This is a genomic window from Dickeya ananatis, assembly GCF_019464615.1.
GTDB classification, from domain to species: domain Bacteria; phylum Pseudomonadota; class Gammaproteobacteria; order Enterobacterales; family Enterobacteriaceae; genus Dickeya; species Dickeya oryzae.
The window spans coordinates 4,552,977-4,570,700 of the sequence record NZ_CP040816.1 but is presented as its reverse complement, the minus strand read 5'-3'; the positions used below and the strand labels follow the sequence as shown (position 1 = coordinate 4,570,700).

At 54.0% G+C, this 17,724-nt stretch carries 15 protein-coding genes and 4 tRNA genes; 5 read left to right on the top strand and 14 right to left on the bottom strand.

Translation table 11 applies throughout. The features are described from left to right. Positions 1-53: 53 nt before the first annotated feature. Positions 54-2,612, bottom strand: a complete 2,559-nt coding sequence (locus tag FGI04_RS20400; RefSeq protein WP_407340033.1) for a class I adenylate cyclase — start codon at positions 2,610-2,612, stop codon at positions 54-56. A gap of 328 nt (positions 2,613-2,940) precedes the next feature. On the opposite strand from FGI04_RS20400, the gene hemC reads away from it, so the two are divergent. The 4 genes from hemC (at position 2,941) to hemY (ending at position 7,048) form a co-directional block, all read left to right on the top strand. After that, on the top strand, positions 2,941-3,879 hold the full coding sequence (hemC, locus tag FGI04_RS20395; protein WP_407337174.1) for a hydroxymethylbilane synthase: 939 nt from the start codon (positions 2,941-2,943) through the stop codon (positions 3,877-3,879). Next, positions 3,876-4,616 (top strand): uroporphyrinogen-III synthase, encoded by a 741-nt coding sequence (hemD, locus tag FGI04_RS20390; RefSeq protein ID WP_407337173.1) that lies wholly within the window; start codon positions 3,876-3,878, stop codon positions 4,614-4,616. Before hemC ends, hemD begins: the two co-directional genes overlap by 4 nt. A 105-nt stretch (positions 4,617-4,721) precedes the next feature. After that, a complete protein-coding gene (hemX, locus tag FGI04_RS20385) occupies positions 4,722-5,849 on the top strand; it encodes a uroporphyrinogen-III C-methyltransferase (RefSeq protein ID WP_407337172.1) in 1,128 nt (375 codons plus the stop codon). A 2-nt stretch (positions 5,850-5,851) separates the two neighbouring features. Then, the gene (hemY, locus tag FGI04_RS20380; protein WP_407337171.1) at positions 5,852-7,048 is read left to right on the top strand and encodes a protoheme IX biogenesis protein HemY; all 1,197 of its coding nucleotides are present in this window, start codon (positions 5,852-5,854) and stop codon (positions 7,046-7,048) included. A gap of 710 nt (positions 7,049-7,758) precedes the next feature. On the opposite strand, the gene FGI04_RS20375 is transcribed toward hemY, so the two are convergent. The 8 genes from FGI04_RS20375 to FGI04_RS20340 all read right to left on the bottom strand — a co-directional run bounded on the left by FGI04_RS20375 (position 7,759) and on the right by FGI04_RS20340 (position 14,301). Further along, a complete protein-coding gene (locus tag FGI04_RS20375) occupies positions 7,759-8,919 on the bottom strand; it encodes a M20 peptidase aminoacylase family protein (protein WP_407274184.1) in 1,161 nt (386 codons plus the stop codon). 64 nt (positions 8,920-8,983) lie between these two features. Beyond that, positions 8,984-9,745, bottom strand: a complete 762-nt coding sequence (locus FGI04_RS20370) for an amino acid ABC transporter ATP-binding protein (RefSeq protein WP_342699343.1) — start codon at positions 9,743-9,745, stop codon at positions 8,984-8,986. Positions 9,746-9,754: 9 nt separating this feature from the next. Then, positions 9,755-10,426: an amino acid ABC transporter permease gene (locus FGI04_RS20365; RefSeq protein WP_342699344.1), complete on the bottom strand. Its 672-nt coding sequence runs from the start codon at positions 10,424-10,426 to the stop codon at positions 9,755-9,757. 72 nt (positions 10,427-10,498) lie between these two features. Continuing rightward, complete coding sequence (locus FGI04_RS20360) at positions 10,499-11,278, bottom strand: amino acid ABC transporter substrate-binding protein (RefSeq protein ID WP_407337170.1); 780 nt, start codon at positions 11,276-11,278, stop codon at positions 10,499-10,501. Between the two features lie 13 nt (positions 11,279-11,291). Beyond that, complete coding sequence (locus FGI04_RS20355) at positions 11,292-11,816, bottom strand: GNAT family N-acetyltransferase (RefSeq protein ID WP_210193522.1); 525 nt, start codon at positions 11,814-11,816, stop codon at positions 11,292-11,294. Positions 11,817-11,827: 11 nt separating this feature from the next. Next, a complete protein-coding gene (gene purB / locus FGI04_RS20350; protein WP_342699347.1) occupies positions 11,828-13,192 on the bottom strand; it encodes an N-acetyl-S-(2-succino)cysteine lyase in 1,365 nt (454 codons plus the stop codon). 344 nt (positions 13,193-13,536) lie between these two features. Then, positions 13,537-13,875: a nuclear transport factor 2 family protein gene (locus FGI04_RS20345; RefSeq protein WP_407321933.1), complete on the bottom strand. Its 339-nt coding sequence runs from the start codon at positions 13,873-13,875 to the stop codon at positions 13,537-13,539. A 78-nt stretch (positions 13,876-13,953) separates the two neighbouring features. Continuing rightward, on the bottom strand, positions 13,954-14,301 hold the full coding sequence (locus FGI04_RS20340; protein WP_407337169.1) for a dehydroquinate synthase/iron-containing alcohol dehydrogenase family protein: 348 nt from the start codon (positions 14,299-14,301) through the stop codon (positions 13,954-13,956). A 255-nt stretch (positions 14,302-14,556) separates the two neighbouring features. On the opposite strand from FGI04_RS20340, the gene FGI04_RS20335 reads away from it, so the two are divergent. Then, complete coding sequence (locus FGI04_RS20335) at positions 14,557-15,366, top strand: amino acid ABC transporter substrate-binding protein (protein WP_407337168.1); 810 nt, start codon at positions 14,557-14,559, stop codon at positions 15,364-15,366. A 101-nt stretch (positions 15,367-15,467) separates the two neighbouring features. On the opposite strand, the gene FGI04_RS20330 is transcribed toward FGI04_RS20335, so the two are convergent. From FGI04_RS20330 to thrP, 5 genes are all read right to left on the bottom strand, one after another. Next, positions 15,468-15,544 (bottom strand) — tRNA-Pro (locus FGI04_RS20330). Positions 15,545-15,580: 36 nt separating this feature from the next. Next, positions 15,581-15,666, bottom strand: a tRNA-Leu gene (locus FGI04_RS20325). Positions 15,667-15,685: 19 nt separating this feature from the next. Continuing rightward, a tRNA-His gene (locus tag FGI04_RS20320) sits at positions 15,686-15,761 on the bottom strand. Between the two features lie 82 nt (positions 15,762-15,843). Next, a tRNA-Arg gene (locus FGI04_RS20315) sits at positions 15,844-15,920 on the bottom strand. Between the two features lie 147 nt (positions 15,921-16,067). Then, complete coding sequence (gene thrP / locus FGI04_RS20310) at positions 16,068-17,462, bottom strand: bifunctional threonine/serine APC transporter ThrP (RefSeq protein WP_407340035.1); 1,395 nt, start codon at positions 17,460-17,462, stop codon at positions 16,068-16,070. Positions 17,463-17,724: the final 262 nt, after the last annotated feature.

Sequence of the window (17,724 nt, the reverse complement as noted above, 5' to 3'; positions counted from 1 at the left end):
CCTACGCGGCACTGCCCACGCCGCCTTTCCCATGTGTTAATCCCCACGTGGTACTACAGCATCTGCAAGCGCTGGTTCAACACCAGATTCTTCTTTTCCTCAGACGAGGGCGTCACGCACAAATGCGACAAAGCGCTGCTACGGAACGGGATCACCTGTGTGCGGCCATCCAGTTGAACAATCTGGTAGAACTGCGGCAGGTTGAAATTGATGAAGCTGGAGCCGTAGGTAAAGCGATCATGCGATGAGGAATAGAAGCGGCTGACGTCACGCACCAACTCTTCTTTGCTGCCTTCACAGTGATGATAGACTTCCACCCGGTTCGACTCATCCAGAATATAGATATTGAAACCCTGATTATCAGACTGATCTTCAAAGAAGAATTGGATAATACCTTCACTGGCGACACCATCCACCACCGGTGGCAGATGAATATGGTTGGTTTCGACCTGAACAGGCAGCCCCTGCAGCTTGTTGTTGGAAATCGCGCCGTAAAACTCCACCGCATTTTCCAGTTTCTGCGCCGACACGCTCAGGCGTTCGAAGAACAACCCCCAGGTTTCGCCCGCGACTTTGACCGCCTTGAAACGGCCCGGCTCCTGACGCGTGCTGGACAAGCGCAGTTCAATGCACTCGGACACCAGTTGCTGCACACGGGTACGGATAAGCCCGCGTAAATGCTGGCTATAGCAGAAGACCTCCAGCGACTCCGGTAGCGCAGCGTCCTGATGCATTTTGCCAAGAATGGTTTTCAGCGCTTCCAGCATCGCCTGCTCACCGCTGAAGTGCAGGGTTCGCACTTCATTCCAGGAATTGCGGTACAGCAAGTCAATGCTGCCGACCAAGCATTGCTGCTGCTGACCGAAGCTAAAGACATCCAACTGGCGGAAATCGAAATGCACCACCTGATTGCGGAATGTCGCCGTCGGGTCATGTTCCAGGTTGACGATAATCGCCAGATGGCGAATTTCACACGGGCTGTACAGCGCTTTCGGCGTGGGTGCCGCCACCCGCAACGGGAAGTGGCTGGACACATCCGATACCAGTTCCTGCAGCCGGGCGATGTCGCACAGTTCATGGCCTTTAATGTGCAGACGCGTAGACGATGTCAGCAAGCCATTAAAGTACGCCCAGGCCACCAGTTTGTTGAGATAGCGGTTATATTCCAGTGGCTGATGGCTGATGATGGCGTCCATCGACGGCGCCTGATTGTACAGATACCAGCCAGAGCGATTAGCACGCCCCGCGGGCACATAAATAAAGGTCAGATTCGGTTCCGACAGGTCAGGCGAAATCTGCGGGTTCACCAGCGTCACCTTACCCGGCAAGGCTTCAAACGCCGCGTACAACTTACGGGTCAGTACGCCGATATCCTGCGGACTGGCGCTGACGCTCAGGTTGTTGCGACGGGCGAAACGGATCAGGTTGCGATAGCTTTGCATCATGGCATCGAGCAATTCGTTGTGCGCTTCGCGCACCTGCCCAATTTTCCAGTTCGCCCGGTTGTCTAACATCACCAGCCGCTCATCGCTCCATCCCCATGCCTGCACCAGCTGTGTCAGGATCTGGCGACGCCAGGCGGTACACGCGCGCTCACGGGAAAGTTTTTCGCACACTTTAAGATAGAAACAGCGACGCACCAGATCCAACCGAGTCTGATCATCAATCGCATTCAGATACTGGGTCACACGCTCCAGCATCATGCAATACGGATCCAGCCCAAAAGACACGATCTCGCCGTTATGCAAACGCGCTTTGATCTCGCTCGACAGCAAACGGGTATTGGGATATTCCCAGGAGTAGGCTTCCAGCAGCAGCGTTTTCAATACCGCTTTGTAAGGCGAATCAATGCTCTTATACAACTGCCACAAGCTGGCGCCAAAATATTCTTCCGCCGACAGTGCGCTCAGGCCGCCGAGATCCAGCCATTCGTTTGGTGCCAGCGCGCCACGGGCATACAAAGACAGCACATACTCATCGTAGTGCTCCTCTTCTTCTACCGGCACCATGTTCCACAGGATGCGCTTGCCCGCCATGCGCACCGCCGTGCGATAAAACTCATCCAACAACAAAATGTGTTGGGTAGAACCGCAGTCTTCGCCACCCAGGCTACCGCTCTCGTTGTGGCGGAAACGGTTTTCATCCATTAGGAAGAAACTGACATCTACCCCCTGACCTGCCGCCCATTTTTCCAACAACAGACATTTCTGCTGTAACCGCTGACGCTCTTCGCTATCCAGCCAGGATTGGTGGCACACCCAAATATCGAGATCGGAACTGCAACTCTGCCCGATGGACGAGGTGCTGCCCATCGAATAGACACCGGTGATCGGCAATTCGCCTTTGCGATCCGGCGCAGACAACTCACCCCAGCGTAACTCCACGCTATCGAGGTAGTGTTGCTGTTTTTCATCGGGGAAAAAAAGACAAATGCCGTGCGGAACCTTGCCTTCCAGATAGCCAGGCATCAACGGATGATGATGATGTAATAAAACTGGCAAAAGACTGTAAACCTGCTTAAAAGCCGGTTTCATTGCTTCCAGAGCACGATCCACACGCAGTTGGTTGATCGCATCCAGTCTTTGCTTCAGTGTCTCGATGTAGAAGTACAAGACGTTTCGCCTGCTTATCCCAGTGCCTATAAAGAAGCCGTTGTTTTCCAGACTGCCCTGGATAGATATTGGAAGAATGGTGGGCAGAGTATTGCTGGAAACGTGATCAATTTAACACCTTGCTGAAAGGGCGTAAAGAAACTAAAGAAAGTCGGATTTGTTTATTGATGCTTCAGCATTGCACATATTATCGCCGCTTTTGCCACGTGCGGCTATCTCCGGCAAGGGTTTTCGATCTCCCCACTCTCGTCATTGCGACGGCCGGGCAACTGACACCGGCTTGCCTTCAATGGTACGATGGAAAAAAAGGATCAATACGGTATTAAGCATGGTAGACACTATTCTCAGGATCGCCACCCGACAGAGCCCGCTGGCACTATGGCAGGCCCACTTTGTGCAGCAACGGCTGGAAGCCTGTCATCCCGGTTTGCGGGTGGAACTGGTTCCGATGGTCACCCGCGGCGATGTCCTGCTGGATACACCACTGGCCAAAGTGGGGGGTAAAGGATTATTCGTCAAGGAACTGGAACTGGCGTTGCTAGAAAACCGTGCTGATATCGCGGTACATTCGATGAAGGATGTCCCCGTCGAGTTCCCTGAAGGGTTAGGTCTGGTGACCATTTGCGAGCGTGACGACCCGCGCGACGCCTTTGTCTCCAACCACTATGCCACGCTGGATGAGCTACCTGAAGGTGCCTGCGTCGGTACCTCCAGCCTGCGTCGTCAGTGCCAGTTGCGCGCCCATCGCCCGGATCTGGTGGTCCGCGACCTACGTGGCAACGTCGGCACCCGGTTATCCAAGCTGGATAACGGTGACTACGATGCGATCATTCTGGCCGTTGCAGGGCTTAAACGCCTTGGTCTGGAAAACCGTATCCGTACCGCCCTCAGCCCGGAACAGTCGTTACCGGCGGTCGGTCAGGGCGCGGTGGGTGTGGAATGCCGACTGGACGACGCCCGTACCCGCGCGCTGCTGGCACCGCTTAACCACGATGATACCGCCACACGGGTGCTGGCCGAGCGCGCCATGAACACCCGGTTGGAAGGCGGATGTCAGGTGCCCATCGGCAGTTATGCCGAACTGCAGGACGATACGCTGTATCTGCGGGCGTTGGTAGGGGCATCAGACGGTAGCCGCATTATTTACGCTGAACGCCGTGGCCCGCGTCAGGATGCCGAAGCGCTGGGTATCGACCTGGCAGATGAGCTACTCGAGCGCGGCGCGCGCGACATTCTGCAATCGGTTTATGGAGGAGCCTCGTCATGACGATTCTGGTTACCCGTCCCTCTCCTGCGGGTGAGCAGCTGGTAGCCCGTTTAAGAATGGCTGGCTTGCAAGCCTACCATAGCCCGTTAATCGAATTTTCTCCGGGCAGCGAATTGCCACAATTGCCCACCCTGCTACAGGCGCTGCGCCCCGGCGATTTGGTTTTCGCTCTGTCGCAGCAGGTGGTGGAATACGCCGATCCGGCGCTATCCCGTGCCGGGATGAGCTGGCCCGAGTCACTCACCTACTTCGCCGTAGGGCGCTCCACCGGACTGGCGCTGCATACCGTCAGCGGCTTAGCGGTGCACTACCCGCCGGAACGCGCGACCAGCGAAACCCTGTTGCAGTCCCCGGCGTTACAGCACGTCACGGGTAAGCAGGCGTTGTTACTGCGCGGCAACGGCGGACGAGAATTGTTGGGCGACACATTGCAGCAGCGTGGGGCACAAGTACGCTACTGCGAATGTTATCAACGTAACCCGGTGGTCTACGACGGCGCAGAACAATGCCAGCGCTGGCAACGCCTGGGCATCGACACACTGGTGATCACCAGTGGAGAAATGTTGCAGCAGTTCTATACCCTGGTACCTGATTATTATCGAACGACCTGGCTGCTTGATTGTCGGGTCGTGGTGGTTAGCGAACGCCTGGCTGGCGTGGCCCATGAGTTGGGCTGGCGCGATATTCGGATCGCCGATAACGCAGATAACGATGCATTGATGCGCGCGCTACAGTGATACCGAATAGCTAGTGATACCGAATAGACTGTTACGCTGCGGTCGTCACGCGGCGAAAGAAGAACCCGGACACTTACCATTACCCTGATCATAGGATGTACTCATATGACGGAACACATTACCTCCTCAACGCCCCCCGAAGAGGTGGTCGAACGGGCTGAACCCTCCTCTCCGCAAACGTCGCCGAAGACGCCCGGCGCACCACGCCACGGTCTGGTGCTGGGCGCTATCGCCATCGTGGTATCGCTGGCGTTAAGCGGCGGTGTGTATTATTACACCCATCAGCAGATGGTCCGCCAGAATGCCATGCTCAGCCAACTGCAAGGCCAGATTGCGGCGCTGCAAAAACAACAATCACAAGCGCAGCAACAATGGCAGCAGACGCTGGACCAACAGGCGAAAACCCTGAGTGCCGATGAACAACGGCTGGCGACGCTGACGCGACAAGCCGGCGAAATGCAGGAAAAACTGGCGACACTCAATAACAGCGACTCGAAAACCTGGTTGCTGGCGCAGGCTGATTTCCTGGTAAAACAGGCAGGCCGTAAACTGTGGAGCGATAAAGACGTCACCACCGCCGGTGCCTTACTGAAAAGCGCGGATGCCAGCCTGGCAGACATGAACGATCCGAGTTTGCTGGAAGTACGACGCGCCATTACCCACGACATCAGCATGTTGGCGGGTGTCAGTCAGGTGGATTTCGACGGTATCATCCTGAAAGTGAATCAACTGGCCGATCAGGTAGACAACCTGCGTCTGGCGGATACCGATACCGATGAAGCGCCGATGGAAGAAAACGACTCCACCTTGTCGGCCTCAGTGAGTGAATGGCGGCAAAACCTGAGCAAGAGCTGGCACAATTTCCTGTCGGATTTCATCACCATCCGCCGCCGTGACGACAGCGCTGAACCGCTGCTGGCACCGAATCAGGATGTCTATCTGCGTGAAAATATCCGCTCTCGCCTGTTAATCGCCGCACAAGCGGTGCCGCGCCATCAGAATGAAACCTACCGTCAGTCGCTCGAAACCGCCGCGACCTGGGTGCGCGCCTACTTTGACGAAAACGATCCGACCACCAAAGCGTTTCTCGACCAGTTGGATGCGCTAAGCCAACAGTCGGTGGCGATGGACGTGCCGAACGAACTGCAAAGCCAGCCACTGCTGGATAAACTGATGCAAACCCGGGTTCGCAACCTGCTGGCGCAGCCGTCCGCCACCCCACAGGAGGGCTGATTATGCTGAAGGTACTGCTGCTATTTGTGGTGCTGCTGGCAGGCATCGTGGTCGGTCCAATGCTGGCTGGTCATCAGGGTTACGTACTGATCCAAACCGACAATTACAACATTGAAACCAGCGTCACCGGGTTGGTGATTATATTGGTCCTGTTTCTACTGGCCTTTCTGGCGGTGGAATGGCTACTGCGGCGAGTATTCCGTACCGGGGCGCGCACACGCGGCTGGTTCATCGGACGCAAACGCACCCGGGCGCGTCAGCAAACTAAAGCTGCGTTGCTGAAACTGACCGAAGGCGACTATCTGCAGGTAGAAAAACTGCTCACCCGTAACGCCGACCACGCCGAGCAACCGGTGGTGAATTACCTGCTGGCGGCAGAAGCAGCCCAGCAACGCGGCGATGAATTCCGTACCCGTCAGTATCTTGAGCGGGCGGCGGAAATCGCCGACGGCGACCAGTTGCCAGTCGATATCACCCGCGTTCGCATTCAACTGGCCCGCAACGAAGACCACGCCGCTCGTCATGGTGTCGATCGTCTGCTGGAAGTGGCACCGCGCCACCCGGAAGTATTGCGTTTGGCGGAACAGGCGTTTTTGCGTACCCACGCCTACAGCGCCTTGTTGGATATTCTGCCTGCCATGCGTAAAACCCGGCTGCATGATGAACCCTCTCTGGATGAATTGCAGCAGCGCGCCACCATCGGTCTGATGGATCAGGCAATGTCGGAAGGCGGCAGCGAAGGGTTGAAACAGTGGTGGAAAAACCAGCCGCGTAAAGCCCGCCAGTCACTGGCGATGCAGGTGGCAATGGCTGAACGCCTGATCGTGTGTGATGACCCGGTGACCGCACAAGACATCATTATTGACGGGCTCAAGCAGCAGTTTGACTACCGACTGGTGCAGTTGCTTCCCCGGCTCAATAGTGGTCAACCGGAACCGCTGGAGAAACTACTGCGTCAGCGTCTGAAACAGCACAATAACGATGCACTATTACATAGCACGCTGGGGCAATTGCTGATGAAGCATGGCGAATGGCAACAGGCCAGCGATGCTTTCTCTGCCGCGCTGGCACTGCGACCAGACGCTTATGACTACGCCTGGTGTGCTGATGCCTTTGACCGACTCAAACGCCCTGAAGACGCCGCCCGCATGCGGCGCGACGGCCTGCTGCTGACGTTACAGACATCTCACGACGCCTGAAGTACCCCAAACCGGCGCGACCCTGCGCCGGTTTTTTTGCACTCGTTTTTCTTCCACTCGGTTTTCTTCACCACTTTTCTGATAACTGCTTGATTTAACAAAATAACGGCGAAAAAAAACGCTTGCCGACCAGCGACAAGCGTGCAATAAAAATCAGGTCTGAAAGACAACTTTAAGGTGCCCCACTCAACACTACGTCCAACCGCGATGAAACAGCACTTCATCAATAACCGGACGTCAGGCACCGTAAATGGCTCTGCGTCATTCCCAGGTTTATGAAGCCGAAGCAAACATAGAAGGTGGAATGAGCATCTACGTCTCTAATTAAGCATGAATGATGCCAACTTTTCAAACCCCACCGGATAAAAATCATTACTCATTGATAAATAAAACATTAAAAGCAGTGAGCCACCAAACACCAAAATGATTAACGTGCTGAAAAATCAAGCATTCTGGGTCAGAACTGTCGTTAAACAGAGACACCACAAGCACTGACTTTTATACTCTTTAAAATTCAAATGATTACATGTCTCTCATTGGCGACACCGCACCCCCCATCCTGTCGCTAAAAAACCACAACCGATACCGGGCAGGGATAGCACAAAAACAATCACCACCTCCCGAGGAGGTGGTTTAAAGCTGACAACAAAACGGCCACGGTAACCGTGGCCGCTGTCATCAATAAGGATAAGACGGGAATAACGACGGAATCAGGCTGTCTGCGACAACTGTTCCAGACTCTGCTTCGCCAGTTGGTACAGGTAGTGCGCAGTTGGAAACAGCGCCCGGTCATCCACCCGGAATTTCGGGTGGTGCAGCGCGTAAGGGCCACCCGACCCGACCATCATGAAGGTGCCCGGCAGTTTCTGCTGGTAGAACGCAAAGTCCTCACCAATCGGGCTGGCGTCAACACGACGGGCCTCAAACCCTTCGGCATCCGCCACCTGCAACGCAAAATCTACCCAGTGCGGTGTGTTCACCACCGATGGTGGCCCCGCATGCCAGATAAATTCGATTTCTGCACCGAAGGTGCTGGCGATACCGGCGACAATCTGACGGAAACGCTGTTCTATCAAGTCACGGGCCGCCTGACTGAACGTACGCACAGTACCTTCCACATAGGCGGTATCAGGGATCACGTTCCAGGTGCTGCCGCTGTGTACCTGGGTAATCGACACCACCGCATTGTTGTCTGACGGTACGGTACGACTGATGATAGTTTGCACCGCGGAAATCAGCTGCCCCAGAATAATGATCGGATCATTACCTTCATGCGGTTTGGCGGCATGGCAGCCCTTGGCGGCAATCTTGATTTCGAAACGGTCGACCCCGGCAGTCAGTGCACCGTCTTTACCACCAATCACGCCGACCGGTAACGTTGGGTCGTTATGAATGCCAAAAATGGCGCTGGCACCGTCAAGCGCGCCAACAGCAATCACTTCCGGCGCACCCAATCCGGTTTCTTCCGCAGCCTGGAACAGAATACGCACGGTACCTTTCAGCTCCGGCTCAATACGCTTGAGCAGGATCGCCGCCCCCAACGCCGCCGATGAGTGAAAATCATGTCCACAGGCGTGCATCACCCCAGCATTTTTTGAGCTGAACTCAACGCCGGACTCTTCTTCAATCGGCAGGGCATCAATATCGGAACGCACGACGACCAGTGGACCCTCTTGCAGGCCACCCACTTCCGCTACCAGACCGGTTTTGAGCGGCAGCTCAAGGATGCGAATGTCTTCTTTTTCCAGTACAGCACGGATTTTTTTCGTCGTTTCAAACTCTTGATTGGACAATTCCGGATGCTGATGCAGTTCATGCCGAAACGCCTGAATAAACTGCGCCAACGGCGCATACTGCGCATGCTCTTTCATGTCGGGGACTCCTCTTCTTCTGCCCCGTCATCACGGGGCGTGCCGCAGGTGAATAGGTTATCGATCAGATGTCGAACTCTGATGGTTCCTGAATCGTGGTGAGTTGCCGCAGGAAGCGACGGGTCTGCGGATTATCGGAGAAACTGATCACCTTCTCCGCCGGGCCTTGTTCAACGATGTGCCCATCAGCCATAAAGATCACTCGGTCCGCCACGTCTTTGGCGAACTGCATCTCATGGGTCACGATCACCATGGTGGTGTTTTGCCCCGCCAGTTTCTGGATAACCTGTAGCACCTCGTGCACCCGTTCCGGGTCAAGCGCCGAGGTCGGTTCGTCAAACAGAATCGCCTTCGGGTCCACCGCTAACGCACGGGCGATGCTGACACGCTGCTGCTGACCGCCGGACAACGTCACCGGGTATTGATGCGCTTGTGGCAACAACCCGACCATTTCCAGCAGTGACCGCCCTATCTCGTCCGCCTGCTTTTTCGCTATCTTCTTCACCACGATCAGCGCTTCGGTGATGTTCTCCAGCGCGGTCTTGTTTTTGAACAGGTTGTAGTTCTGGAATACCATCGCCGTCTGACGCCGGAGCGCATACGCGTCCTTGCTGCTATAGCGGCGGGTATCCAGCGATTGCTCGCCAATAGTAATCACACCGGACTCTGGCTTTTCCAGCAAATTCAGGCACCGCAGCAGGGTGGATTTCCCTGAACCGGAAGGCCCGATGATCGCGACCACTTCGCCCTCGGCGATATCCAGACTGATATTGTCCAGCACCACCTGGTCACCAAAACGTTTAGTCAGGTTTTTTACGCTAATCATATCGGCTCCTTAACGCTGCCGTGAGTGGCTGAGCTTTTTCTCCAACTGAGATTGCAGCCAGGAGTAGACCACGATGAGCATCCAGTAAATCAGCCCCACCACCAGGAAGGTTTCGAAGAAACGCAGCGACTCAGCGGCGATCATCTTGCCTTCGGCAAACAGCTCCGACACACCAAGCGCAAAAGCTACCGAGGTGTCTTTAATCAGTGAAATAAAGGTGTTGCCGGTCGCCGGCAGTGCATTGAGCATCGCCTGCGGCAACACAATACGGCGGTAAATCTGTACTTTGTTCATTCCCACCGACAGACCGGCTTCAGTTTGACCAAAATCCACCGACGCCAGCGCCGCACGAAAAATTTCCGCCATGTACGCAGAGTTCTTCAGGCTGAATCCGATAATGGCCGCCGTCATGGCTGATAAACCATTCAGTGACGGAAAAAGCTGGGGCAGACCGAAATAGATAATGAACAGCTGAACCAGCGACGGGATGCCGCGAAACAGCGAAATATAGAGTTCCACCAGTTTTGAGACCACCACAAACCGGCTCTCACGAACCAGCGCCAGCACCAAGCCTAAAACGATGGCAATCAGCATCGACACCACCGCCAACAGCAGCGTGGTGGGCAAGTACATCAGTACCTGGGGAAAGACCTTCAACAGGTAGGAAAGATCGATATTCATGAGCCATACCATTACAGCGAAAGCCAGTCTGCAATCGAACTGGCGTCGCAGAAGTTGAGTGAGCCGACGAGGTTATTTGCCCGCCGTGATATCCTCACCGAAGTATTTAACCGACAGGGCTTTCAGACGGCCATCGTTACGCATTTTGGTCAGCTCGTCATCGAACTTCTTACGCAGTTCGTCACCGTTCTGATCTTTATGGAACGGGAAGCCAACCTGCTCGACCACCAACGGCTCGCCCACCATCTTGAACGGCAGGTTGCGTTTGTTGATTTCCGCCAGCAGGATGGGACGGGAGTTGATGTAACCTTCAACACGCTTAGCCAGCGCATCGCTCATCGCGCCATCGCGGGTTTCATAGGTGCGAATCGTCACGCTGCCATCGGCAAAGGCCTTTTTCAGGTTGTTGACGTGGTTGGAACCCAGCACGCCCGCCACGGTTTTCCCTTTCAGGTCATCCAGCGTATTGATGTTGGTATTGTCTTTGTGCGTGACAATCTGGCTGCCGTAGTAGCTATAAGGCGTGGAGAAGTTGTATTTATCCTGACGTGCCGGGGTAATCGCCACCACGTTAGCAATCGTGTCCAGCTTATGTGCTTCCAGTTGCCCCATCAGGCCGCTGAAATCCGCCGTCACCCACTCCACTTTGTAGTTCAGATCGTTAGCGATGGTTTCTGCCACTTCTACGTCAAACCCGACCAGCTTGTTGTCCTGCTTGAAGGAGCTTGGGTAACTCTGCCCGGTGGCACCGATACGCAACACTTTTTCGTTACTGTTCTGAGAATCGCAGCCAGCTACCAGAATAGCGGCCGACAAGGCTAAAACAGGGAGGATAATTTTTTTCATTGTCATTGGATAACGCCTCTTAGGAGTGTTTCTTTTCCCAGTGGTGATAAAGATCCTGATCCAGGACTTTTCGCATATAAATCGTGAGGTGTCCTTTCCCTAAATCCGCCTGGCCGACTTCCTGAAAGCCATACTTCCGGTACATCTCCAGCAACCAGGGATGTTGCTTAGCGGTACCCAGCGTTACGGCAGGCGCTTTTAACTGATCTTTCAACACCGCCTGTTCCAGCCAGTCCAGCATCTGTTTACCCAGCCCTTGCTGCTTGAAGTCAGGGTGGGTCGCGAACCAGCCGATATGCGGTAAACCATAAGGACCGGGATTCGGCCCCCACGGATAGCGAAGGGTGACGGACGCCGCCAGACGACCGTCTTTTTCCATCACATACACGCCGTTGCTGCGCAGATGGCGGCGCACCATGTCAATGTCCGCATAGGCGGCATCAAACTTGATGCCCAGCTCACGCACCGGCGCGTAAGCGGCCAACGCCAACGCCAGAAACTCGTCATCATCGGCAAGCGTCGCCTGACGAAATACGGTACTCATGGCACCTCCCGTCATTCGGTCAGCAAGCCGGTGTTATCCGCGTACCGGATCACCTCGTCCACTTTCTGCGGGGCGCTGCCCACGTAATTCGCCGGATCCAGCCAGGTATCAATCGTCCCGGCCGTCAGGTGCTGCGACAGTACCGGGTGTTCCAGCAGCAACGCTTTAAATTCACGGTTTTGCTCAAACGCCGCCATAGAGCACTCGTAAACCAGATGATGAGCCGTTTGCTTACCGAGCAGTTTGCCGATTTCAAACATCACCTTTTCCGAGAGCAGCAGGCCATTTTGCAGATCCAGATTGGCACGCATCTGTTTTTCATTCACCGACATACCGCGCAGGATACCGAGCGCGTTTTGCAGTTGTGCCGACAGATAGATGTTGATTTCCGGCAGGGCTATCCACTCCGCACGCCAGCTCATGGCGTCACGCTCGTGTTCAACCTTCATTGACTCGTGGATCAGCGCGGCACTCTTGAACAGTGGTGCAGTCAGGCTGGCCAGCCCTTCCAGCGCGGCCGGATTACGCTTGTGCGGCATGGTGGTAGAACCGATCTTCCCTTCGGAGAAAGGCTCTTCGATTTCGTTGATTTCGGTACGCATCAGGTTATATAGCTCGTTGCCAATTTTACCGAGCGTACCGCTGATCAGCACCGCTACTGACGCGTATTCCGAGAAACGGTCACGGGCAGACTGCCAGCCAATATTGGGGGTATTCAGGCCCAGACGGGCAAGAGTATGGCGCTCGATTTCCGGCCCCAACTCGCCAAAAGAGGCGTAGGTACCGATAGCACCGTTAATGTTGCCGACCAGCACGCGATCACGAATTTCATTCAGACGCTGCAGGTGACGGACGAATTCGTCCAGCCATACCGCCAGCTTAAAGCCGAAAGTAGTTGGCATGGCCTGCATACCGTGGGTACGGCCGGTCATCAACGTATGCTGGTGCTTCTTAGCCAGCCGTTTCAATTCGATAGCGACCAGACGGGTATCGCGCACCACAATGTCGAATGCCTGACGTAATTGCAGCACCGTGGCGGTATCTACGATGTCCTGCGTGGTCACGCCGTAATGAATGTACTCACCCGCCTCGCCGCACTGCTTTTGGATAGCCGTGATCGTCGGCATCAGAGAGTGTTTCATACGCACCGCATCCTGAGCTATTTCTTCAATATTCAGGGCGCTGGCGTCAGCATGGGCAGCAATGGTGTCGGCCGCATCCTGCGGAATGACACCCAGCTCGCCCTCTGCCAGTGCTAACGCAATTTCCACGTCAACCTGTCGGGTCAGCCGGTTTTGCTCTGACCATACGGTGCGCATTTCTGGTGTGCCAAAGTTATTTCCAATAAGAAGAAAATCAATCAGATGTGATGCCATAACTCACTCGTTTACATTGTAATAATGGGGGAAAGAGAGGCGGGTCGAGACGACGCTGTCATTTGTCGAAAACTATATCACTGGCAATATTCGCGCCTATATACGCGATCGATCTAACATATTCTTTATTGTTTTATTATTTCCTTAGTGATTATTTGCCTTGCAAATAAATCGTCTTAAGAACAAATCAGATGGGTGGAGAGCAGGACGGGCGCGTGTTGTGGCATAACGATTTGTTAGCAATCGTCATTCATTGGCGCACCAAAGCGGGGCATGACACCCGCATAAACACACCGAGAGGCATGGTTTTGCGGGGATGGTGACAAAAACAACGACAAATACGGCTACGACGCAAAATAGAACCATGCGGTCGTAATCAGCCCATCGCTAACTTCAAACACGGCGATACTTTCGAGCACATCAGGACCCAGGCCGTAAATCTTTTCATGATCAAAAACCTGATTACCCAGCACAGTACGAGAGACCAGTTCAGCACGCAGCGCGGGGTTATTAAAACGATGCTCGCGATAAAACGCCTCCAGTGCCGCTCTCCCTACCATGGACGGGCTTTCCGCTGGCATACGATACGCCCGGAAATGCTCATGGAAACAGGCAGAAAAGGCGGCTAAATCATGGGCGTTATAAGCGGCAAACTGTTTTTCGACCGGTTCGACAATTGACATGCCCAACTCCATTTAAATGCAAATTTAATGAATAAAAATTCACACAAAGAAATACAGTAGTCAGGTATAAAAAGCAAATCAGGCGCTGTACTGCGTCGCAAGCGCAGCATGCCGAATCGCCTCTGGTGTGAGCGAAAATGGCAGTAACGCGGCACTGTCTTTGGGGAATTTAAATGTTTCAGACAACGTCTCTGCCAGTTCGGCATAGCGTGCCTCCGCTACCGGCAAATGCGCAGGAGCATCATAACGCTGTAAGTGTGCCAGCAAATCGGGCTCAACCGAGCCGTCACCACGCGCCAGCAGGGACTGTACACGTAATCCGAATCCTACTTTCTCGCCGTGTAGCCAGTCATGCAGATCAGGAACGTGTGTCATGCGATTATGAATCGCGTGGGCTACGCCAGGTGATGGTGGATCATCACGCATACTGTTAGCCAGGCCTGCCAAGGCAATATTGGCATCGTTGTAACCGCTCAAATAATGATAAGATATAACGTGATGGTATAAATTTCCCTTTATTTTGAATGATATAGTATTTCCTACAACCAACGTTTCATCACTGCTGTTACTCCTTATCCCGCTTTTTTCGTCTGTCATGCCCCCCAGAGTTGATGAGTACGTTGCGACATATACCGCTATCAAACTTGAGCCAAACCAGGAACATTCATACAGGAATTTATAATGAGAACCCGACTGACTCACTACCTCAGCGCCGCGCTATTCCCCGCCCTTGCAGCCGTGATGTTGAACGGCTGTGATAACAACACGAGTACACAGACACAGAACAACGTGCTACGTGTGGGCACCACGGGTCAAAGTTACCCGGGTTCTTATAAAGAGAACGGCACGTTAGTGGGTTATGATGTGGAAGTGGCAGAAACTATCGCCCACAAACTGGGTTACCAGATAGCCTGGACCACCGCTGATTTCAGTGGATTGATGGGCCAGTTGGAAGCAGGAAAATTGGATACTGTCGCCAATAATTTTGTGAAAACAACCGAGCGCCAGAAAAAGTACGATTTCACCAACACGTATCTCAACTACGCATCGCAAATCGTCACCAGCATAAACAACAAAGACATTCAATCTCTGGACGACCTTAAAGGTAAAACGGTATCTGGCGTGCTGGGGTCTACCCATGTCACCAATCTGCGCAACGCGTTCCCCAATAATGACGTCACCATTCGCACCTACGAAACCCGCGATGGTGCCATGAATGATGTTATCAATAACCGTGTTCAGGGCTACGTCAACTCACGCCCTATCCTGCTCGCAGAAATTAACAAACGTCACTTGCCGCTAAAACTGGTCGGTAACCCCATCTCTAACGAACAAGTCTCCTTCCCGTTTGCCAAGACACCGGAAGGTAATAAATTACTGGCGGAATTTAATCAACAGCTACAGGAACTGCGTCAGAATGGTCAGCTAAAAGCGTTGGCAGAGAAATATTTCGGCAGCGATAAGGTGCTGGAAAGCAGTAAAGCGGAATAAGTGACTTGTCACCTCAACCACGACGTTTTTTACCGCATTCCCGGTGTTAAAAGCAAAAAAAAAACGGCAGTCCGCCTGGACTGCCGCTTCTTCAGAATAGGTGGTCGGCGAGAGAGGATTCGAACCTCCGACCCACTGGTCCCAAACCAGTTGCGCTACCAAGCTGCGCTACTCGCCGATCATTTCTAACACGGTACTGCTATTTTCGTTTGTGTGGTGCGAAGAGAGGGACTTGAACCCTCACGTCCTGAGGACACTAACACCTGAAGCTAGCGCGTCTACCAATTCCGCCACCTTCGCGCGTCACAAACTTAAAATTTGGGGTGGCTAATGGGACTCGAACCCACGACAACTGGAATCACAATCCAGGGCTCTACCAACTGAGCTATAGCCACCATATACCACTGCTTTACTACGTATTCCGGTACTCGATTTACGGGGTAATAAGTACCTCCGCAGCTCCCGCGCCCAATCTAATGGCGCGCCCGACAGGATTCGAACCTGAGACCTCTGCCTCCGGAGGGCAGCGCTCTATCCAGCTGAGCTACGGGCGCGTAGCGCCGTTGCGGGTGGGGATAGTACGGATTTAATAGGGGGCTGTCCAGTGCTTTTTTCACAGAAATGATGCGTTTGCTTATGCTTTGCTCATTTACGGTCAAAACCCGGTTCAATCCACCGTCACCACCCGCTGTTCGCTGCGATTACTCCGCTTGTGCCTGCATTTGCGGCTGTTTTCTACCCAGCCCCAACACAACGTAAAGCACACTGACCGCCGCCAGGAAAATACCACCGACCACCAGCGACATCCGCGTGTCTTCGTTAATGTACATCCCAACCAGCACACAGATAAGGAATACCATCGTCAGGTAATTCACCCACGGGAACAAAATAGACTTAAACGGGTGACCAGCGATCGCCGCCTGATGCTGCTGACGGAAACGCAACTGGCTAATCAGCACCACAAACCAGGGGATCATACCCGGCAGTACGCTGGCGCTATAGACATACACGAACACTTTTTCCGGGTTAGGGATAATGTAATTCAGCGCAGACCCCGCCACCAGACACAGAATCGACACCAGCACCCCAACAGCCGGCACACCGCCTGCGGTTACCCGCCCTAACGCCGCCGGTAGCTGACGGTTGTTAGACAGCGAATACAGCATACGCCCACAGCTATACATACCGCTGTTGCAACCAGACAACGCCGCGGTCAGTACCACGAAGTTGATAATACCCGCTGCAGCGGTAATGCCGATTTTGGCGAAGGTCAGCACAAACGGGCTACCGGATGTGCCGATTTCATTCCACGGAAAAATCGTGACGATCACGAAAATGGCACCAACATAGAAAATCAGAATACGCCACAGGATGTTATTGATAGCTCGTTTCAGCGTCACCTGCGGATTACGCGCTTCGCCAGCGGTAATCCCGACCAGCTCCACCCCCTGATAGGACGCCACCACCAGACAGAGCGCAAACAACACGCCTTTCCAGCCGCCAGCCAGGAAGCCGCCATGTTCGGTCAGGTTCGCCAATCCGATAGACTGGCCGTGGTTGCCGATCCCAAAGAAAATAATCCCGACACCCACCACAATCATCACCACAATGGTGGTTATCTTGATCATCGAGAACCAGAACTCAAGCTCACCATACAGCCGCACCGCTGCCAGATTCGCGGCCGCCACCAGCGCCACCGCGCCGATCGCCGGTATCCACTGCGGTAATGTCGGGAACCAGTACTGCACGTAGACGCCGACGGCGGTAATTTCTGAAATCCCCACCGCCATCCACATAAACCAGTATCCCCAGGCCGTGAGATAGCCAAAGAACGGATGCAGGTAATTATGCGCATAAACCGCAAACGAACCGGTTACCGGTTCCAGAAACAACATCTCGCCCATCGAGCGCATGATGAAGAATACAAACACGCCCGCCACGATATAGGCCAACAGCACGGACGGCCCAGCCCATTTCAGGGCGCTTGCCGCCCCCATGAACAACCCCACACCGATGGTGCCACCCAGCGCGATAAGCTCGATATGTCGCGCTTCCAGCCCACGGTGGAGCTTGTCCTGTTTTTCTGTATTTGCCATATAACCTCTGTCTTCAATAGATCCTTTTTACGCCGGTATCAAAAGCGTTATTGTTTTATACCCGCCATGCTTTAAAGGGGATACCGACACGCTCCCGGCAAGGCATGACAGTCTCCCAACCGGAAAAACGGCCGAGAAGATACCGCAATGCAAACCGGATTCCTACCTTTCCTGTACCCAGACATGATGAAATAAACAGCGCGGCCAGACCTTGATCGCAACGATAAAGCTGGGAAAAAAGTGGGATGACTCACAGAAAACG